The 17,928-nt window shown below is 60.8% G+C and carries 18 protein-coding genes; 16 read left to right on the forward strand and 2 right to left on the reverse strand.

Going from position 1 to position 17,928, the window contains the following annotated elements:
* Window positions 1-599: 599 nt before the first annotated feature.
* Entirely contained in the window at window positions 600-3,773 is a 3,174-nt protein-coding gene (gene rne, locus ACWPWQ_RS17545; protein WP_454010374.1) for a ribonuclease E, read from the reverse strand.
* A gap of 413 nt (window positions 3,774-4,186) precedes the next feature.
* Between rne and rluC the strand changes: the two genes are divergently transcribed.
* Both rluC and ACWPWQ_RS17555 read left to right on the forward strand, forming a co-directional pair.
* Window positions 4,187-5,131: a 23S rRNA pseudouridine(955/2504/2580) synthase RluC gene (rluC, locus tag ACWPWQ_RS17550; RefSeq protein ID WP_202619452.1), complete on the forward strand. Its 945-nt coding sequence runs from the start codon at window positions 4,187-4,189 to the stop codon at window positions 5,129-5,131.
* The gene (locus ACWPWQ_RS17555; protein ID WP_454010375.1) at window positions 5,131-5,778 is read left to right on the forward strand and encodes an HAD-IA family hydrolase; all 648 of its coding nucleotides are present in this window, start codon (window positions 5,131-5,133) and stop codon (window positions 5,776-5,778) included. The genes rluC and ACWPWQ_RS17555 overlap by 1 nt, the downstream gene beginning before the upstream one ends.
* Window positions 5,779-5,855: 77 nt before the next feature.
* On the opposite strand, the gene ACWPWQ_RS17560 is transcribed toward ACWPWQ_RS17555, so the two are convergent.
* Window positions 5,856-6,437: a Maf family protein gene (locus ACWPWQ_RS17560; RefSeq protein WP_454010376.1), complete on the reverse strand. Its 582-nt coding sequence runs from the start codon at window positions 6,435-6,437 to the stop codon at window positions 5,856-5,858.
* Between the two features lie 172 nt (window positions 6,438-6,609).
* On the opposite strand from ACWPWQ_RS17560, the gene ACWPWQ_RS17565 reads away from it, so the two are divergent.
* From ACWPWQ_RS17565 to ACWPWQ_RS17630, 14 genes are all read left to right on the forward strand, one after another.
* Entirely contained in the window at window positions 6,610-7,263 is a 654-nt protein-coding gene (locus tag ACWPWQ_RS17565; RefSeq protein ID WP_265435257.1) for an START domain-containing protein, read from the forward strand.
* 269 nt (window positions 7,264-7,532) lie between these two features.
* Window positions 7,533-8,054, forward strand: a complete 522-nt coding sequence (yceD, locus tag ACWPWQ_RS17570) for a 23S rRNA accumulation protein YceD (protein ID WP_025326977.1) — start codon at window positions 7,533-7,535, stop codon at window positions 8,052-8,054.
* 20 nt (window positions 8,055-8,074) lie between these two features.
* Window positions 8,075-8,242, forward strand: a complete 168-nt coding sequence (gene rpmF, locus ACWPWQ_RS17575) for a 50S ribosomal protein L32 (protein ID WP_005300935.1) — start codon at window positions 8,075-8,077, stop codon at window positions 8,240-8,242.
* Between the two features lie 9 nt (window positions 8,243-8,251).
* Window positions 8,252-9,271, forward strand: a complete 1,020-nt coding sequence (plsX, locus tag ACWPWQ_RS17580) for a phosphate acyltransferase PlsX (protein ID WP_041205769.1) — start codon at window positions 8,252-8,254, stop codon at window positions 9,269-9,271.
* A 6-nt stretch (window positions 9,272-9,277) separates the two neighbouring features.
* On the forward strand, window positions 9,278-10,237 hold the full coding sequence (locus tag ACWPWQ_RS17585; RefSeq protein ID WP_139434511.1) for a beta-ketoacyl-ACP synthase III: 960 nt from the start codon (window positions 9,278-9,280) through the stop codon (window positions 10,235-10,237).
* 67 nt (window positions 10,238-10,304) lie between these two features.
* Window positions 10,305-11,240 (forward strand): ACP S-malonyltransferase, encoded by a 936-nt coding sequence (fabD, locus tag ACWPWQ_RS17590; protein ID WP_265435253.1) that lies wholly within the window; start codon window positions 10,305-10,307, stop codon window positions 11,238-11,240.
* A 13-nt stretch (window positions 11,241-11,253) separates the two neighbouring features.
* Complete coding sequence (fabG, locus tag ACWPWQ_RS17595) at window positions 11,254-11,988, forward strand: 3-oxoacyl-ACP reductase FabG (RefSeq protein WP_025326981.1); 735 nt, start codon at window positions 11,254-11,256, stop codon at window positions 11,986-11,988.
* A gap of 157 nt (window positions 11,989-12,145) precedes the next feature.
* Window positions 12,146-12,382, forward strand: coding sequence for an acyl carrier protein (acpP, locus tag ACWPWQ_RS17600; RefSeq protein ID WP_005300909.1), 237 nt, complete (start codon window positions 12,146-12,148; stop codon window positions 12,380-12,382).
* An 82-nt stretch (window positions 12,383-12,464) separates the two neighbouring features.
* The gene (gene fabF, locus ACWPWQ_RS17605; protein WP_319913490.1) at window positions 12,465-13,706 is read left to right on the forward strand and encodes a beta-ketoacyl-ACP synthase II; all 1,242 of its coding nucleotides are present in this window, start codon (window positions 12,465-12,467) and stop codon (window positions 13,704-13,706) included.
* A 67-nt stretch (window positions 13,707-13,773) separates the two neighbouring features.
* Window positions 13,774-14,580, forward strand: coding sequence for an aminodeoxychorismate lyase (pabC, locus tag ACWPWQ_RS17610; protein ID WP_454010377.1), 807 nt, complete (start codon window positions 13,774-13,776; stop codon window positions 14,578-14,580).
* The gene (gene mltG / locus ACWPWQ_RS17615) at window positions 14,570-15,571 is read left to right on the forward strand and encodes an endolytic transglycosylase MltG (RefSeq protein WP_162519126.1); all 1,002 of its coding nucleotides are present in this window, start codon (window positions 14,570-14,572) and stop codon (window positions 15,569-15,571) included. Before pabC ends, mltG begins: the two co-directional genes overlap by 11 nt.
* The gene (gene tmk, locus ACWPWQ_RS17620; protein ID WP_454010378.1) at window positions 15,571-16,197 is read left to right on the forward strand and encodes a dTMP kinase; all 627 of its coding nucleotides are present in this window, start codon (window positions 15,571-15,573) and stop codon (window positions 16,195-16,197) included. The genes mltG and tmk overlap by 1 nt, the downstream gene beginning before the upstream one ends.
* Window positions 16,182-17,129, forward strand: coding sequence for a DNA polymerase III subunit delta' (gene holB / locus ACWPWQ_RS17625; protein WP_454010379.1), 948 nt, complete (start codon window positions 16,182-16,184; stop codon window positions 17,127-17,129). Before tmk ends, holB begins: the two co-directional genes overlap by 16 nt.
* Window positions 17,130-17,147: 18 nt before the next feature.
* Entirely contained in the window at window positions 17,148-17,927 is a 780-nt protein-coding gene (locus tag ACWPWQ_RS17630; protein ID WP_139434493.1) for a TatD family hydrolase, read from the forward strand.
* Window position 17,928 lies beyond the last annotated feature (1 nt).

A 17,928-nucleotide genomic window follows, 5' to 3' on the forward strand; every position in this document is an offset into this window, starting at 1 on the left:
CCGGCCGCTGTTAGCCGTCATGCTCGGCAACCGGCAAACCAAGCATTATATGCCATCAAACAAGAGTGCTGTTCTACTGATAGTTCCCTGCCAACTTTCCTCTTCCTCATTTACCCCCCCTTGTCAGCAGGGAGGGTAGGCCGCAGCCCATCTCGCCTGTCAGGGGCTAAGCCATCGTCTCACCTCTCATCAGGGCTTCGGCTCTCGTCTTTCATTCCTTGAATCCAGCGGTTCATGACGCTCGCCGTCGGTATGACCGACCATGGTTCCTGGCTTTGGTGCGGATGCCTTGCTTGTTCCGTGACAGGCTGGGCTTTGACGGCCCTTGACACTAAGTTGTCATAAGTATGGGGACCCGCATGGGGGGGCAAGGGCGACGCTTCCTGGCATGGCCCCTGGGGGCTTGGTTGCCCCAAGACCAAGAGGCGAGGGCGAGGCTGGCAGAGAGTACCGGCTCTCGCTTCTGCCTCGGTCTGCCGCTTGCGGTGCCTGCAAGGAGAAAGTAGAGGAGGGGGAGAGGATAGAGGGGCCGAGCCTAGTGGCAAAAAAAAGAGCCACACAAGGTGTGGCTCTTTTATCAGACCAGACTGGCTAGGGGATCAGGGACGACCCGCCGGGCTGGTTGCTACATTGACGGCGGCTGTGCTGCCACCGTGGCGGCCTGAGCTCGCGACTTCGCTACGCTCCAGCGGAGTCTGCTCAACCGGCTCACGGGGGGCCGGGGCAGGCACGGCTGCCGGCGTTGCCATGGGGGCTGAAGCCTTGCGGGCACGAGCCAGTACGCCAGCGCCTTTGGCAACCGGTTTGGTGGCCGGGGCGACGACAGGCTCGGGCTGTGCAACCACAGGGGCGACAGGCTCGGCGGCAGGAACCACGTCCTCGGCTTGCGGGGCAGGAGCAGGCTCCACCACAACGGGGGCGGCTTCTACCACAGCCTGGTCAGCGATGCTGGCCTCGACCACAACCGGAGTCTCCTCGGCAACCACTTCGGCCGCCGGCTCGGCAGCGACAGGCGCTGCTTCGATTGCAACAGGGGCCGGTTCGATGGCGGCAGGAGCCGCTTCGACTGCAACGGGAGCCTCAACCACGTCGGCAACCACAGGGGCGGCGACCTCGGCGGCCACAGCCGCTTGAGCCTGCTCATGGGCCTCTTCGGCCACGGCTTCGGCGACCACGTGCTCGGTCAGGGCGGCAGAGGCTTGCAGCGCGGCGGCAACGGCCTCGGCACTCGGGATGGTGATGACAGGCACGGCGGGCTCTTCCACCTTCACCTGAGCAGCATCCGCCTGGGCGGCTGTCGTCAGTTGCACTTCGGCCTGAGGTTCATCATCACGCTGGCCACGGGCATCTTCGTTGATGCGCTTGCGACGCTGGCCTTCGATCCGCTGGCTGCGCGGAGTGCGGCGAGAGCGGCGCTGACCTTCGGTCTGCTCCTCTTGCTCACCGACCACGGTCGCAGTCTCGACCAGATCAGGAGACTGCTCGTCTACCGGCAGGGCAGGAGTGTCGGTGGCGGCGACATCGACCCGAACCTGCTTGCGCAGTTGGCGACGTTCGCGGCGCTCGGCCACTTTCTGCTCTTTTTCCTGACGCGGCTCGGCGCTGACGGCGGCGGTCTCGACGGCTTCTACCGCTTCAACCACGACCTCGGCACGGGGCTCGCGCGGAGCACGGGGTTCGCGAGCCGGGCGCGGGGCGCGGGGTTCACGTTCCTGACGGGGCTCACGGGGTTCGCGATCCGTACGCGGCTCGTTGCGTGCTTCGCGGGGCTCACGTTCCATGCGCTGTTCGCTGCGCACTTCACCACGGGTTTCACGCTCCTGACGAGGCTCGCGCTCTTTACGCGGACGACGGTTGCGGCTCTCGCCACCCTCGCGGTTGGCGGCGCCTTCACGCTTCTCGCCAGCGTCGGCCGGGTTGCGGTTGCCACGGTTGTCATCGCGACGACCACGCTGGCCACGGCTGCGGGTTTCGTCACGTTGATGACGGTGACCCTCATCCTTGCGCGCTTCCCGTTGTGCGGCCGGTTTCTCGGCAGCAGCCTTCACGTCCGCAGGGGCTGCGTCTGAGCCGAACAGACCGGAGATGGCCTTGAACAGCTTGCCAAACAGACCCGCTTCGGCGGCGACCGGTGCCGGTGCTGCGACCGGGGCCTGAGTGGCAACAGGGGCGGCCGGTTGAGGCGCCTGGACGAAGCCTTGCAGCAGCGGTTGCTCGCGCTCGATGACCTGAGCCTGCTTGGGCTGGTAGACCGGCTTGGCAATCTCGGTTTTCAGCTCGTAGCTGGCCGCTTCCGGGATCTCGTTCTGACGGATGCGGGTCACTTCGTAGTGCGGGGTTTCCAGATGCTGGTTCGGAATGATGTAGACACGGACATCATTGCGCTGCTCCAGACTGGCGATGGAGGCACGCTTCTCGTTGAGCAGATAGGCGGCAACATCGACCGGAACCTGACCGTGAACCTGTTCTGTGTTGTCCTTCATGGCCTCTTCTTCGATGAGACGCAGGATGGACAGGGCGAGGGATTCGTTGTCACGGATGACCCCTTGACCCTGGCAACGGGGGCAGATGTGACTGCTGGACTCGTTGAGGGAGGGGCGCAGACGCTGGCGAGACATTTCCAGCAGACCGAAACGGGAGATCCGGCCCAGCTGGATGCGTGCCCTGTCCTGGTGGACAGCTTCACGCAGACGGTTTTCCACTTCGCGCTGATGGCGAACCGGCGTCATGTCGATGAAGTCGATGACAATCAGGCCCCCCAGGTCGCGCAGACGCAATTGACGGGCAATTTCGTCGGCCGCTTCCAGGTTGGTCTGCAGCGCCGTCTCTTCGATATCGCCGCCCTTGGTGGCGCGGGAGGAGTTGATATCGATGGAGGTCAGCGCTTCGGTCGGATCGATGACGATGCTGCCGCCGGAGGGCAGACGCACTTCACGCTGGAAGGCAGACTCGATTTGGCTCTCGATCTGGAAGTGGTTGAACAGGGCGACATCACCCTTGTACAGCTTCACGCGATTGAGAAAATCGGGGCGAACCAGCTCGATATGCGACTTGGCACGCTCGAAGATGACCGGATTGTCGATCAGGATCTCGCCCACATCGCGACGCAGATAGTCACGAATGGCGCGCACGATGACGTTGCTCTCCTGGTGGATGAGCACGGGCGCGGTACGGTCCTGTGAGGCCTTGTGGATGGAGTCCCAGTGGTTGAGCAGAACGTTCAAGTCCCATTCCAGCTCTTCCGGGGATTTGCCGACACCGGCGGTACGCACGATGAGGCCCATACCGTCCGGCACGGTCAGTCCGCTCAGGGCTTCTTTCAACTCGGTCCGCTCGTCACCCTCGATACGACGGGAAATGCCGCCAGCACGGGGGTTGTTCGGCATCAGCACCAGGTAGCTGCCGGCCAGACTGATGAAGGTGGTGAGGGCTGCACCCTTGGTGCCACGCTCTTCCTTGTCAATCTGGACGATCACTTCCTGGCCTTCGCGGACCACTTCTTTGATGTTGGGACGACCCTGATAGGAGTAACCGGAGGGGAAGTAATTGCGGGCGATTTCCTTTAACGGCAGGAAACCGTGGCGCTCGGCGCCATAGTCAACAAAAGCAGCTTCAAGACTGGGTTCTACGCGGGTGATCTTACCCTTGTAAATGTTCGCTTTCTTCTGCTCGTGTCCCGGACTTTCAATATCCAAATCGTAGAGCTGTTGTCCGTCAACCAGCGCTACGCGCAACTCCTCTTCCTGAGTCGCGTTGATTAGCATTCTTTTCATTGAGTTCTCATTATTTTGTCATTTTGATTCCTCCACAGGATCCTGCCGGTGCCGGCCTCGGGTCTTCAGCATGCTTGGGCAACCTCCCGGTTGGGACATGCATGAGGCGCAAACTAAGGGCACTCTGGTTCAGCCTTCTCGAGAAGGCATGAATTAAGGATACCGGTGTGGAGACAATTAAATCGGTTCTGTTTGCGTTCTCCATGCGTTGTACCTCGCACCCGGGAACCGTCATGTTCTTGTATACACGGTGTTTCGGGATTGGGTGGCATACTTTTTGGCCACTTAGTACAAGGCTTGAACACAATGACAAAACCTTGTTTATTATCCCATTTAAACCACTTTTATAGCAAGACGCCATTTTTTAACAAAGCATGCAGCCAAGGGCTGCCGGCGGTGTTAAAATCCGCGCCATGACACAGATACATCAACAAGTGCAGCTGCTCACCATCGAAGCTGAGCATGAAGGGCAGCGCATCGACAATTTTCTCAAGACTCAGTTAAAGGGCGTCCCCAAGAGCCTGATCTATCGCATCCTTCGCAAAGGAGAGGTGCGCGTCAACAAGAAACGCATCAAACCGGAATACAAGCTCTGCGCCGGCGACGAGGTGCGGGTCCCCCCCGTGCGCGTGGCCGAGAAGAACGAATTGCCCTCTGCCAACCTCGGCAGCATCCAGCGTCTGGAGAGCCAGATCCTGTTTGAAGACGAGGCCATGATAGTGCTGAACAAGCCGTCCGGCATGGCGGTGCACGGTGGCAGCGGCTTGAGCTTTGGCGTCATCGAGGGGCTGCGTGCCCTGCGCCCGGAAGCCCGCTTCCTGGAGCTGGTGCACCGGCTCGACCGCGACACCTCCGGCGTGCTGCTGGTCGCCAAGAAGCGCAGTGCCCTGCGCAGCCTGCACGAGCAGCTGCGGGTCAAGACAATGCGCAAGCAATACCTGGCGCTGGTGCGCGGTCAGTGGCAGTCCCACGTCAAGGTGGTCAATGCGCCGTTGCGCAAGAACGATCTGCAATCCGGCGAGCGGGTGGTGCGGGTCAGCAGTGACGGCAAGCCTTCCGAGACCCGTTTCCGGATTGCCCGTCAATTTGCCGAGGCCACCTTGGTGGAATGCAGCCCGATCACCGGTCGGACCCACCAGATCCGGGTTCATACCCAGCACGCCGGTCACCCCATCGCCTGTGATGACAAATACGGTGAGGCAGCCTTCGATGAGAAGATGCGGACCCTGGGGCTCAAGCGCCTCTTCCTGCACGCCTGGAAGCTGAGCTTCACCCATCCGGCGGATGATCGCGAGATGCAGGTGGAAGCGCCGCTCGCCCCCGAGCTCGATGCCTTCCTGAACAAGCTGGCACGCTGATGCAGCACATCCGACTCGCCATTTTCGATTGGGACGGTACCCTGATGGATTCGGTGGGGCGGATCGTCGCCTGCGTGCAAGCGGCCGCCCGCGACTGCGGCGAGGGCGTGCCTGCGCCGCCGTCAATCCATCAGATCATCGGGCTCAGCCTGGAGGTCGGCATTCCCCGCCTGTTCAACCTGGCAGAGAGGAGTGAGCAGGCCCAGGCCCTGATCGCCCGGTATCGTCACCACTATATGCATGACAAGACACCCAGTCCGCTGTTTGCCGGCGCTCGCGATCTGCTTCATGGCTGGCAGGCGCAGGGCATTGGCCTCGCGGTCGCCACGGGCAAGTCCCGCAGGGGGCTCGACAGGGTGCTGGACGAAACTGGTTTGCGTCCTCTCTTTGCCGCCAGTCGCGGTGCGGATGAAGCCAACTCCAAACCCGATCCCCTGATGCTGGTTCAGATCCTGGCGGAACTGGGCTGTGAGCCGGCGCAGGCGGTGATGATAGGGGACTCCATTCATGACATGGCGATGGCCGAGGCCCTGCAGATGCCCCGCATCGGCGTGACCTGGGGCGTACATGACAGAGAACGCTTGCTCCGGCATGCTCCTCTTGCCGTGGTCGATACCATGGACGAGCTGAGGCAACTGCTGGGCTAGCACGCACCGGGTTGATGAACACTAAGACAACAATGGGAGCCTTGGCTCCCATTGTTGTTTCTGCTTCCTGCCCAGGCTCAGGGCAGATTGAGGCCGTGGCGCGCCAGCAGCTCGATCAGACCGATCAGGGGCAGGCCGATCAGGGCGTTGGGATCCCTTCCTTCCAGCCCCTTGAACAACATGATCCCCATGCCCTCACACTTGAAGCTGCCGGCGCAATCGAGGGGCAGTTCCGCCGCCACATAACGGCGCAGGGCCGCCTCGTCCAGGGAGCGAAAATGCACGGTGAAGGGCTCCACTAGCTGCTCGGCCTGGCCATTTGCGGCATCGAGTACGCACAGGCCGGTATAAAAGGTGATGCTCTTGCCCTGGGCCATCATCAGCTGTGCGACTGCATTATCCACAGTGCCGGGTTTGCCGAGGATGCGGCCGTCACAGACGCACACCTGATCCGAGCCTATGATCAACCCCTGATCATGTTGGCGGGCGATGGCGCTCGCCTTGGCATGGGCCAGGCGGCTGACCAGTGCGTCGGCCGACTCCCCGGGCTGCGGGGTTTCATCGACCTCGGGGGAGGCACATTGGAACGGCAGGCCGAGTTTTTCCAGCAGCGCCTTGCGATAACGGGAAGTGGAGGCGAGGATCAGAGTCGTCTGCATGTGTTGATGATATCCATTTATAAATCAATTGGTTGATTCTAACTGTGGCAGAAGGTCCACGCAAACTACCCCAAGCGCCCGTGTGCCGGCCTGGGTTTACCACGAAAAACCCCGGCAACATGCTGGCGGCCCGAGAACGGCGTAACAGAGGTTGATGGGACAGGAGTGCGACATGACAAGATACGGTGTGCTGGCCCTGATGCTGCTCTCCCTCGCGAGCTGGGGACAGGAGTGGCAGCCAGAGAAGGGGGAGGGCGGCGTACAGCTCTGGACCCAGGCACGCCCTCCGTCCCCCTTTCTGGCCTTGCGCCTGGAGATGCGGGTCAAGGCGGATCCCATGGCGTTGCTGGTCGTGCTGCGAGACACGGCGCGCCATCGGGAGTGGTTGCCGTCCAGTCGCGAGGTGCGGCTGCTGGCAAGATCCGGCCCCGATGATGACCTGGTTTACACCCGCCTGGCGTCCCCTTGGCCGGTGCAGGACAGGGAGCTCATCACGCGCTCCCACCTTAGCCGGCGGGCCGGTTGCGCGCTGGTGCTCGAGGTGTGGGCCGAGCCGGACGCCCTGGCGCCTCGCCCGGGCCTGTACCGGATCCGGGAGAGTGCCGGTCGCTGGGAGGCGCTGCCACAACGCGATGGCAGCACCCTGATCAGGCTCGAAAGCCATACCAACCCGGGCCGCCATTTGCCGGGCTGGCTGGTCAATCCGATGGCCATCAAGGCGGCGCTGGGCAGCTTTCAGGCCATACGTCGCCTGATGGAGGCCCAACCCAGAGCCGCGCCTCGGCAACAGTTGTTCGGTGGCGGAGGCTGTCCTGCCACGCCCTGAATCCGGTAAGAAGGTCAAGCCGGGTGCCGGGCGAGCGGGGTACGGGATGGGGGAGGGACGTGCAACGGCATAAAGGGCACACTGACCCCGAATTCCTGACCAAGGGGGATGACGGCACAGGATCCTGTGCGGGATCCCGCGGTTTATGGCATAATCGGCCACCGATGAACACAAGTTCCTGCATGCAGGGCCTTGTGCAGGTAAAATCATCGGCGGTAAGGACTTTTTCCTTTGACTATCCCTTGTTGGACCTATAATATTCGCGCCCTATGCAAAAGGTGAAGTTGCCCGTTAAGGTTGATCCAGTCCGTAATGCCTTGAAGCTACTCGATTATGTCGGGATAGTGGAAAAGTCGCAGATGCCCAGACTGGAAGCATCAACCGAAGGCTTGCGAAGTGATGTGGACGTCACTCTGCAGTTTGGCAAAGATGTCCAGAAATTGACCGTTATGAAAGGCACTGCCCATGCCAAGGTCGACCTGGTTTGCCAGCGTTGTGGAGAGGCTTTCGAGCACCTTTGTGAAGCTAGTTTTATTTACACTCCGCTGTTCGAGAGAACAAACGAGGAAGAGCTGCCGGAAGCTTATGAGCCCATTGAGTTGGACGAAAACGGCGAGATAGATCTTCATCAAATCCTGGAGGATGAACTCATCCTCTCGTTGCCTCAGGTGGCCATGCATCCCATGGATGTCTGCCCCAGAGGAAACATGGAGATGACCTGGGGTGATATCGAACCTGCTGATGAGCGGCCGAATCCCTTTGCAGTTCTTGAAGAGCTCAAACGTAAGTGAATTTTAGGAGTTAGCCTACCATGGCCGTACAACAGAACCGTAAAACCCGCGCCAAGCGTGGCATGCGTCGTTCCCACGATGCGCTGACCACTGCAGCCCTGACTGTTGATCAGACCAGTGGCGAAATTCATCGTCGTCACCACGTGACTGCCGATGGTTTCTACCGCGGTAAAAAGGTAATCGCTTAAGGATTGCCTTTGTCTACGCAAACTGTCGCGCTAGACATAATGGGGGGAGATATTGGCCCCTCTGAAACAGTGCCTGCCGCCGTGCAGGCACTGTCTCTTCTGCCTCAACTAAATCTTGTTCTGGTCGGTGACCAACACCTGATCGCCCCTCTGTTGCAGCAACACGGCTTGCTGACTCATCCCCGCGTTCGTCTCGTACATGCATCCCAGGTCGTCGGCATGGGCGAAAAGCCGATCGTGGCGCTGCGTACCCTGAAAGACTCCTCCATGCGGGTTGTGCTCAATCTGGTGAAAGCCGGTGAGGCCGATGCCTGCGTCAGTGCCGGCAATACCGGTGCCCTGATGGCCATGGCCAAATGCGTGCTCAAATCCCTGCCAGGGGTCGACAGGCCCGCCCTCATCAAGGCGCTGCCGACATTGAGCGGAAAACGCACAGTGATGCTGGATCTGGGGGCAAACGTGAGCTGCGATGCCGATACCTTGCTGCAATTTGCGGTGATGGGTTCCGTCGTGGCCGAGCAGGTCGAGGGGATAGCGTCCCCCCGGGTGGCGCTGCTCAACGTGGGGGAGGAGGAGATCAAGGGCAATGACCTGGTACGCCACAGTGCCGAGTTGTTGCGCCAGTGCGCCGCGCTCAATTTTGTCGGTTTCATCGAGGGGGACAGGATCTTCAGCGGTGACAGCGACGTCATCGTCTGTGACGGTTTCGTCGGCAACGTGGCGCTCAAGACCGCCGAGGGCGTGGTGCGAATGATGGCCGAACTGGCCGGATATCCTCGCAAAAAACGCAGTTTTCTTGGTCGACTCGCCGGATTTATGTTCAAACGGCGTTTTTCTTACCTGAACCCCGACCAGTATAATGGCGCGAGTCTGTTAGGATTGCGCGGCATTGTGGTAAAAAGCCATGGGCGGGCCGAGCGCCGCGCTCTGTGTCATGCGATTCTGCTGGCCGCACAAGAAGCCAAACACCAACTTCCATTGCAAATTGCAGATCGCCTTGAATCTGTCTTTTCCGACAGGGATTTATAAAACTCTATGCATAGCAAAATTCTGGGTACTGGCAGTTATCTGCCGAGTTCGGTTCGTACCAACGCCGATCTTGAGCAGATGGTTGAAACCAGTGACGAGTGGATCGTGGAACGTACCGGGATCCGTGAACGCCGCATCGCCGGGAGCGACGAGAGCGTCGCCACCCTGTCTCATCAGGCGGCCTTGCGGGCGCTGGATGCCGCGGGCCTGACCGCCGCCGATCTGGACATGATAGTGCTGGCGACCACCAGCGCCGAGAACGCCTTCCCGGCCGCGGCCTGCGAACTGCAGGGGCTGCTCGAGGTTCCGGGGATCCCGGCCTTTGACGTGGCGGCGGCCTGCGCCGGTTTCACCTATGCGCTCTCCATTGCCGATCAGTTCGTCAAGTCCGGCGCCGCTCGCCACGTCCTGGTGGTCGGTGCCGACGTGCTCTCCCGCATGTGTGATCCGGAAGACAGGGGCACCATCATACTGTTCGGTGATGGGGCCGGTGCCGTGGTGATAGGGGCGAGCGAGACGCCCGGTATCCTCTCCACCCACCTGCATGCCGACGGCCGTTATGGCGAACTGCTCAAGTTGCCGCAGCCTCGTCGTGGCATGCCGGGGGCCGAGCTCGAAGCCTACATGTACATGAAGGGCAACGACGTCTTCAAGGTCGCGGTGACGCGCCTGAGCGAGATCGTGACCGAGACCCTGGCTGCCGCCAACATAGCGCCGAGCGAGCTGGACTGGCTGGTCCCGCATCAAGCCAATTTCCGCATCATCAACGCCACCGCCAAGAAACTCGGCATGGGGCTCGACAAGGTGATCCTGACCCTGGATCGCCACGGCAACACCTCTGCCGCCTCCGTGCCCATCGCCTTCGATGAAGGGGTACGTGACGGCCGTATCAAACCGGGCCAGCTAGTATTGCTGGAAGCCTTCGGCGGCGGTTTTGCCTGGGGTTCGGCGCTGGTTCGCCTCTGATACCAAGCGGCGCCGCGAGTCTCGGGCGCCCGCTTATCGATTTCGTCTTACCTTAAAGGAATCAATGATGACCCGATTTGCCATTGCCTTCCCGGGACAAGGCTCCCAGAGCGTCGGCATGCTGGCGGAGCTCGCCGAGCAACACGCCGTGATTAAAGAGACCTTCGCCGAGGCGAGCCAGGTGCTGGGTTATGACCTGTTTGCCCTGGTATTGAACGGTCCCGCCGAGGATCTGAACAAGACCTGGCGCACCCAGCCGGCACTGCTGACCGCCTCCGTCGCCCTGTGGCGCCTGTGGCAACAGCAGGGTGGGGCAACCCCCGCCGTCATGGCCGGTCACAGCCTGGGCGAGTATTCCGCCCTGGTGTGCAGCGGCGCCCTGGCCTTTGCCGATGCGGTCAAGCTGGTTGAACTGCGTGGCCTCGCCATGCAGGAAGCCGTGCCGGAAGGCACCGGCGCCATGGCCGCCATCATAGGGCTGGACAACGACTCCATCGCCGCCAACTGCGAGAAAGCGGCGCAAGGCCAGGTGGTCTCTCCGGTCAACTTCAACTCCCCGGGCCAGGTGGTCATCGCCGGTCACAAGGAAGCGGTCGAGCGCGCCAACGTGCTGATGAAAGAGTCTGGCGCCAAGCGTGCACTGCCGCTGCCGGTCTCGGTGCCGTCCCACTGCGCCCTGATGAAACCCGCAGCCGAAAAACTGGCCGCCGCGCTGGATGGGATCGAGATCAAGGTTCCAACCATCGCAGTCATCAATAATGTCGACGTCTCCTGTGAACAGGATCCGGCCGCCATCAAGCAGGCCTTGGTGCGCCAGCTGTTCAGCCCGGTCCGTTGGACCGAGACGGTAGAGCGGATGGCAAACGACGGCGTCACCCTCGAGATCGAGATGGGACCGGGCAAGGTGTTGACCGGGCTGGCCAAGCGCATCGACTCGCGCGTGGAAGGCATTCACGCCAACGATGCCGCCTCTTTCGAGCAGGCCCTGGCCCAAGTCAAATAAACAGGAGCAAGTCATGAGTTTTACCGATAAAGTTGTGCTGGTCACCGGCGCCAGCCGTGGCATTGGTCGTGCGATTGCCGAAACTTTTGCGGCCCGTGGCGCGAAAGTGGTGGGAACCGCAACCAGCGAGAGCGGTGCCGAGGCCATCAGCGCCTATCTGGGTGAGCAGGGCTGCGGGATGGCACTGAACGTGACCAGCCAGGAATCCATCGAAACCGTCTTTGCCGCCATCAAGGAACGCTTTGGCGACATCGACATCCTGATCAACAACGCCGGTATCACCCGCGATAACCTGTTGATGCGGATGAAGGATGACGAGTGGAACGAGATCATCGACACCAATCTCACCTCCCTGTACCGTCTGAGCAAGCCGGTGTTGCGTGCCATGATGAAGAAGCGCCATGGTCGCATCATCAGCATAGGTTCCGTGGTCGGTACCATGGGCAACGCCGGTCAGGTCAACTATGCTGCCGCCAAGGCGGGCCTGGTGGGCTTTACCAAGTCATTGGCCCGTGAAGTGGCTTCCCGTGGCATCACGGTGAATGCGGTGGCCCCCGGTTTCATCGAAACCGACATGACCAAGGCGCTCAATGAAGAACAGCGTGCCGGCATCATGAATCAGGTGCCTGCCGCCCGTTTGGGTGATCCGAAAGAAATTGCTGCCGCTGTGGTATTCTTGGCGTCTGACGACGCTGCCTATATCACCGGCGAAACCCTGCATGTTAATGGCGGGATGTACATGGTGTAATCAATTTGTCGTGAGATCTGTTCAAATTTGCGATAGTACGCCGAAGTTTGGCGAATTTCGTGGTTTGACCAGCGGCAAGTCACTTGCAAACTCACGTCAATTGAATACACTACCCCAACCAGACGCAATAGCGTATTTTTAAAGGAAAATTCAGGTCATGAGCAACATCGAAGAACGCGTAAAGAAAATCATCATCGAACAACTGGGTGTTAAAGAGGAAGACGTCAAGAACGCTGCCTCCTTCGTCGACGACCTGGGCGCTGACTCTTTGGATACCGTTGAACTGGTAATGGCGCTGGAAGAAGAATTCGATACCGAAATTCCTGATGAAGAAGCCGAGAAGATCACCACTGTTCAAGCGGCTATCGACTACATCACCGCTAATCAGGAATAAGTTCCTGTTCTGAAAGAAGCGGCCCAAGGGCCGCTTCTTTTATGTTTACTCCCTTTCAAAATACCTCTCGGAGACTAGCTCAGTGTCAAAACGCAGAGTCGTGGTAACCGGCCTGGGGATGCTTTCCCCTGTGGGCAATACTGCCGAATCCAGCTGGCAAGCCCTGCTCAACGGGCAGAGCGGCATTTCTCTCATCGATCACTTTGATGCCAGCGAGTTTGCGACCCGTTTCGCAGGCCTGGTCAAAGAGTTCGATCCCGAACAATACGGCATCAACCGCAAAGAAGCCCGCAAGATGGATCTCTTCATCCAGTACGGCGTGGCGGCGGGGGTGCAGGCACTGGATGATTCCGGCCTCGTCATCAACGAAGAGAATGCGGAGCGGGTCGGTGTGGCCATCGGTTCCGGCATCGGCGGCCTGGGTCTCATCGAGCAGAACCACAGCAGCCTCGTCAACGGCGGCCCGCGCAAGCTGAGCCCCTTCTTCGTGCCATCCACCATCATCAATATGGTGTCCGGTCATCTCTCCATCATGAAGGGGCTGCAGGGCCCGAACATCGCCGTGACCACGGCGTGCACCACGGGCACCCACGCCATCGGCATGGCCGGCCGGATGATCGCCTACGGTGATGCGGACGTGATGGTCGCCGGTGGTACCGAGAAAGCCTCCACCCCCATGGGGATGGGCGGCTTTGCGGCGGCCAAGGCGCTCTCTACCCGCAACGACGAGCCGCAGAAGGCGAGCCGTCCCTGGGACAAGGATCGCGACGGTTTCGTGCTAGGTGATGGTGCCGGGGTTCTGGTGCTGGAAGAGTACGAACACGCCAAGGCCCGTGGCGCCAAGATCTATGCCGAGCTGGTTGGCTTTGGCATGAGCGGCGACGCCTACCACATGACGGCCCCTCCCTCCGATGGCAACGGTGGCGCTCGCGCCATGAAGAATGCCATCAAGGATGCCGGCATAGCGCCGGAGGCGATCGGTTACATCAATGCCCACGGCACCTCCACCCCGCTGGGGGATGTGGCCGAGCTGCGTGGCATGAAAGAGGTGTTTGGCGAGCACGCCAAATCCCTGATGATCAGCTCCACCAAGTCCATGACCGGCCACCTGCTGGGGGCGGCGGGGGCCATCGAGGCGATCATCACTGTGTTGGCCCTGCGCGATCAGGTGGCACCGCCCACCATCAACCTGGACAACCCGGATGAGGAGTGCGATCTGGATCTGGTGCCCCATGTGGCCAAACCCGGCCAGTTTGAATATGCCCTCTCCAATTCGTTTGGTTTCGGCGGCACCAATGGCTCCCTGATCTTCAAACGCGTATAATTCGCTTTGGGCGAAATGATAAGGCCCGATACGACTGTATCGGGCCTTTTTTATCGGAGGGATCCCCTTGCTGATTAATGGAATACCGACAGAAGCAGTGTCCGCCAGGGACAGAGGGCTGGCATACGGGGACGGCCATTTCACCACCATGCTGGTGAAGCAGGGTGAAGTGGTCTGGTGGCCGGCACACCTGGCCAGGTTGCAGCATGCCTGCGCCAGGCTCGGGTTTGCGGAGCTTCCCTGGGAGACCCTGGCCGCCGAGGTGGCGCAATTGGCAGCAGGGCAGACGCAGGCTGTCGCCAAGATAGTGCTGACCCGTGGCTGCGGGGGACGGGGCTATGATGGCGCGGGATGCAATACGCCCACCCGCATCGTCTCCCTGTCACCATACCCGGACCACTACCTTGGCTGGCAGCAAAACGGCATCGCCGCCCTGGTCTGTCAGCAACAACTCGGCGATGCTCCCATGCTGGCAGGGCTCAAGACCCTGGGCCGTCTGGAACAAGTTCTGCTCAAAAGCGAACTTGCCGTGCGGGGCGGGGTCGAAGGTATAGTATTGAACAGCCGTGGATTTCTGGTAGAAGGAGTCAGCGCGAATCTGTTTTGGCGTCGTGGCAAGACGGTGTTCACACCGGATCTCACCCGCGCAGGGATAGATGGCATCATGCGCAAGCGCGTGATCATGATGCTTAAACAGATGGGCATTGAACTGCGTGTCGTGGAGGCTCCGCTGGAGTCACTGTGGCAGGCCGAAGAAGTCTGGTTGACCAATACCCTGATGGGCATAGTGCCGGTCACCAGCATTGGGGATGTGCATTATCCCAGCCCGGTATTGATCCGCCGTTTACAGGAGCGTTTGGTCATTGAAGTTTAATCGGCTTTACACCCTGCTCGCGGGGGCAGCCCTGACCGTTGCCGTCGCCGGGGGTTATGTGTATTACAAATGGCAAGAGGTGGAGACGCTCACCAACAAGGGGCCGACGCGCCTCTTTACCGTCGAAAAAGGCGCCCATGCGGCGCGCCTGATTGCCGAACTGGGGGAGGGGGAAACCAGCCCCTGGGCGGTGCGGCTCTGGCTGCGTGGCCACCCCGAACTGGTCGCCATCAAGTCTGGTACCTATGAGATCAAGGAGGGGGCCCCGCTCAAGGAGACCCTCTCCCTGTTTGCTTCCGGCAAGGAGTTTCATTTCAGCCTGACCTTTGTCGAGGGTTCCCGTTTCGAGGACTGGTTGAAGCAGCTCTCGAGCGCCCCTTACCTGGAGCGGCTGACCGTGGAGCAGAGTGAGACCGAGCTGGCGCAGGAGCTTGGCATCGACAACGGCAAGCTGGAGGGTTGGTTCCTGCCGGAAACCTACGCCTACACCACCCATGCCAGCGACATCTCCATCCTGCGCCGTGCCTATCAGGACATGAAAGCCTTCCTGCAGGAGTGCTGGGAGAAGCGGCAGGCCAATCTGCCCTACAAGACGCCCTATGAGGCGCTCATCATGGCCTCCATCATCGAGAAGGAGACGGGCCAACCGGACGAGCGGGCGCAGATCGCTTCCGTGTTCGTCAATCGGCTGCGCCTTGGCATGAAGCTGCAGACAGATCCCACCGTCATCTACGGGGTAAAGGATCGCTACGATGGCAATATTCGCCGCAGCGATCTCACCGATGTGAACCCCTACAACACCTATGTTATCGATGGCTTGCCGCCGACCCCTATCGCCATGCCGGGCAAGGCCTCCATCGAGGCAGCGCTCAACCCCAAGTCGACCGACTATCTCTATTTCGTCGCCAAGGGGGGCGGGGCCCACTATTTCTCCAAGACCCTCGATGAACACAATCGGGCGGTTCGCGAATACATATTGAAGAAACCCTAATGTCTAAATTTATCGTGATTGAAGGACTGGAAGGGGCAGGGAAGAGCTCCGCGGTGCGCTATGTGACCGACTACCTGCATGCCCATGGCATCGACAGGATTGAGTGCACCCGTGAACCGGGTGGCACCCCCCTGGCGGAGCGGATGCGCGCCATCGTCAAGGAGGTGCACGACGAGCGCCTCACCATCGAAGCGGAATTGCTGCTGATGTATGCCTCCCGGGTGCAACTGGTGGAGACCCGGATCAAGCCGGCACTGGCCGAGGGCATCTGGGTGGTGGGTGATCGCCACGATCTCTCCTCCCAGGCCTATCAGGGGGGCGGTCGCGGCATCGATGCCCAGCTCATCGGCGCCATCAAGCAGGCGGTGCTCGGCGATTTCAAGCCGGATCTGACCCTCTACCTCGATATCGATCCCGCCCTCGGTCTGCAACGTGCCCGCCATCGCGGCGAGCTCGACAGGATAGAGCTGGAGCAACTCAGCTTCTTTGAGCGCACCCGCGCCCGCTACCTGGAACTCGCGGCCAGGGATGACAGCATACTGGTGATCGACGCTAGCCAGACGCCGGATCGGGTCAAGGCCGCCATCGAAACTGCACTGGACAGCACCCTATGTATCCCTGGCTGATCCCGGACTGGCAGGCCCTGAGCCAGACCGCCCAGGCCGGTCGCCTGGGCCACGCCTGGCTGCTGCTCGGGGATCCCGGTCTTGGCAAGGAGCAGCTTGCGGAACGATTGGCGCGCCTGTACCTCTGCCAGCAGCCGGATCGCGGTGAACCCTGCGGTCACTGCCACGCCTGCCAGTTGTTCGACAAGGGCCATCATCCGGATCTCGGCACCATAAGCGCCGACAGCAAGAGCATAGGGGTCGAGGCGATTCGCGAGATCTGCGGCCGCCTGCAGAGCACCTCCCAGCTGGGGCGCGGCAAGGTGGTGATCATTCCGGACGCGGAGCGGATGACGGAGTCCGCCGCCAACGCCCTGCTGAAAACCCTGGAAGAGCCGGCCGGCGACAGTCTTCTGTTGCTGATCGCATCTCAGGTTTCTCGCCTGCTGCCCACCATCCTCAGCCGTTGTCACAAACATGTCTGTCAGCTGCCGACGGAGGGGGAGACCCTGCGCTGGCTGAGTGAACAGGGCCATCAGGCCACCCAGGCCCAGGTGCGGATCTGTCAGGGGGCGCCGCTTCGGGTACTCAGTTACCTCGAAGAGCAGCAGGATGGAGCCAGACGGACGCTGCTCGAGAGCTTCGTCTCCCTGTCGCAGACGCCGACCAGGGCGGCGAGTGTCTGCTCCCAGCTGGCGGAGGAGAGCCAGATCAGATTGCACTGGTTGCAACTCTTCCTGTGCGATGCCCTCAAGACCCAGGCGGGCTGTGGCCACCACCAGCTGGCGATGCCGGATCTGGCCGCCCTCAGCGAGCAACTGGCCGAGCGCCACTCCAGCGAAAGATTGCTGGAGGCGGAGCAGCAGCTCGTCGCCCTGAAAGCCGCCTGCCAGCCGGGTCAGCTCTCCAATCCCACCATCCATCTGATGAACTGGCTCAATCGCTGGTTATGACAAGATACAAGGTTGTCTATGTTACTCGTTGATTCCCATTGCCATCTCGACCGTCTCAGCTACGGCAGCAAGCAGACCGACATGGCCGATGTCTTGGCCAAGGCCGCGAAACTGGATGTGGGATATTTTCTCTGCGTCAGCGTGACCCAGGCGCAGTTCCCGTCCATGCTGGCGGCGATTGCTCCTTATCCCCAGGTGTTTGCCTCCTGTGGCGTCCACCCGCTCAATCAGGATCCCGGTGTGGATGCCCCCTTGCTGCTGACCCAGGCGGCGGATGAGAGAGTGGTGGCCATAGGCGAAACCGGGCTCGACTACTTCTATTCGCCGGAAAACAAGGAGGTGCAGCAAGCCTCCTTCCGGGAACATATCCGGGTAGCCCGAGCATTGAACAAGCCCCTCATCATCCACACCCGGGATGCCCAGCAAGACACCTTGCAGATCATGCGCGAAGAGGGGGCCGAACAGGTGGGGGGCGTACTGCACTGTTTCACCGAATCTCTCGAGATGGCCCAGGCCGCCATGGAGATGGGCTTTTACATCTCCATCTCGGGGATAGCCACCTTCAAGAATGCCTCGGCACTGCAGGCCGTGGTCAAGGCATTGCCACTGGAGCGATTGCTGATAGAGACGGACTCTCCTTATCTTGCCCCCGTTCCTCACCGGGGGAGGGAGAACGAGCCTGCCTTCGTGCGAGACGTCGCGCAATTTATTGCCGATCTGCGGCAGATATCGCTGGCCGAATTGGCAGAGGCCACCAGCCACAATTTCTTTGAGCTATTCAAGCTGGCGAAAAAATAAC

Source organism: Aeromonas sp. Marseille-Q7275, assembly GCF_965119515.1.

Coding starts and splice junctions, on each gene's coding strand:
- rne (WP_454010374.1), bottom strand. CDS start 3,773: ATGAAAAGAATGCTAATCAACGCGACTCAGGAAGAGGAGTTGCGCGTA.
- fabD (WP_265435253.1), top strand. CDS start 10,305: ATGACCCGATTTGCCATTGCCTTCCCGGGACAAGGCTCCCAGAGCGTC.
- fabG (WP_025326981.1), top strand. CDS start 11,254: ATGAGTTTTACCGATAAAGTTGTGCTGGTCACCGGCGCCAGCCGTGGC.
- tmk (WP_454010378.1), top strand. CDS start 15,571: ATGTCTAAATTTATCGTGATTGAAGGACTGGAAGGGGCAGGGAAGAGC.
- ACWPWQ_RS17565 (WP_265435257.1), top strand. CDS start 6,610: ATGACAAGATACGGTGTGCTGGCCCTGATGCTGCTCTCCCTCGCGAGC.
- ACWPWQ_RS17560 (WP_454010376.1), bottom strand. CDS start 6,437: ATGCAGACGACTCTGATCCTCGCCTCCACTTCCCGTTATCGCAAGGCG.
- ACWPWQ_RS17630 (WP_139434493.1), top strand. CDS start 17,148: ATGTTACTCGTTGATTCCCATTGCCATCTCGACCGTCTCAGCTACGGC.
- rluC (WP_202619452.1), top strand. CDS start 4,187: ATGACACAGATACATCAACAAGTGCAGCTGCTCACCATCGAAGCTGAG.
- holB (WP_454010379.1), top strand. CDS start 16,182: ATGTATCCCTGGCTGATCCCGGACTGGCAGGCCCTGAGCCAGACCGCC.
- yceD (WP_025326977.1), top strand. CDS start 7,533: ATGCAAAAGGTGAAGTTGCCCGTTAAGGTTGATCCAGTCCGTAATGCC.
- acpP (WP_005300909.1), top strand. CDS start 12,146: ATGAGCAACATCGAAGAACGCGTAAAGAAAATCATCATCGAACAACTG.
- rpmF (WP_005300935.1), top strand. CDS start 8,075: ATGGCCGTACAACAGAACCGTAAAACCCGCGCCAAGCGTGGCATGCGT.
- ACWPWQ_RS17585 (WP_139434511.1), top strand. CDS start 9,278: ATGCATAGCAAAATTCTGGGTACTGGCAGTTATCTGCCGAGTTCGGTT.
- ACWPWQ_RS17555 (WP_454010375.1), top strand. CDS start 5,131: ATGCAGCACATCCGACTCGCCATTTTCGATTGGGACGGTACCCTGATG.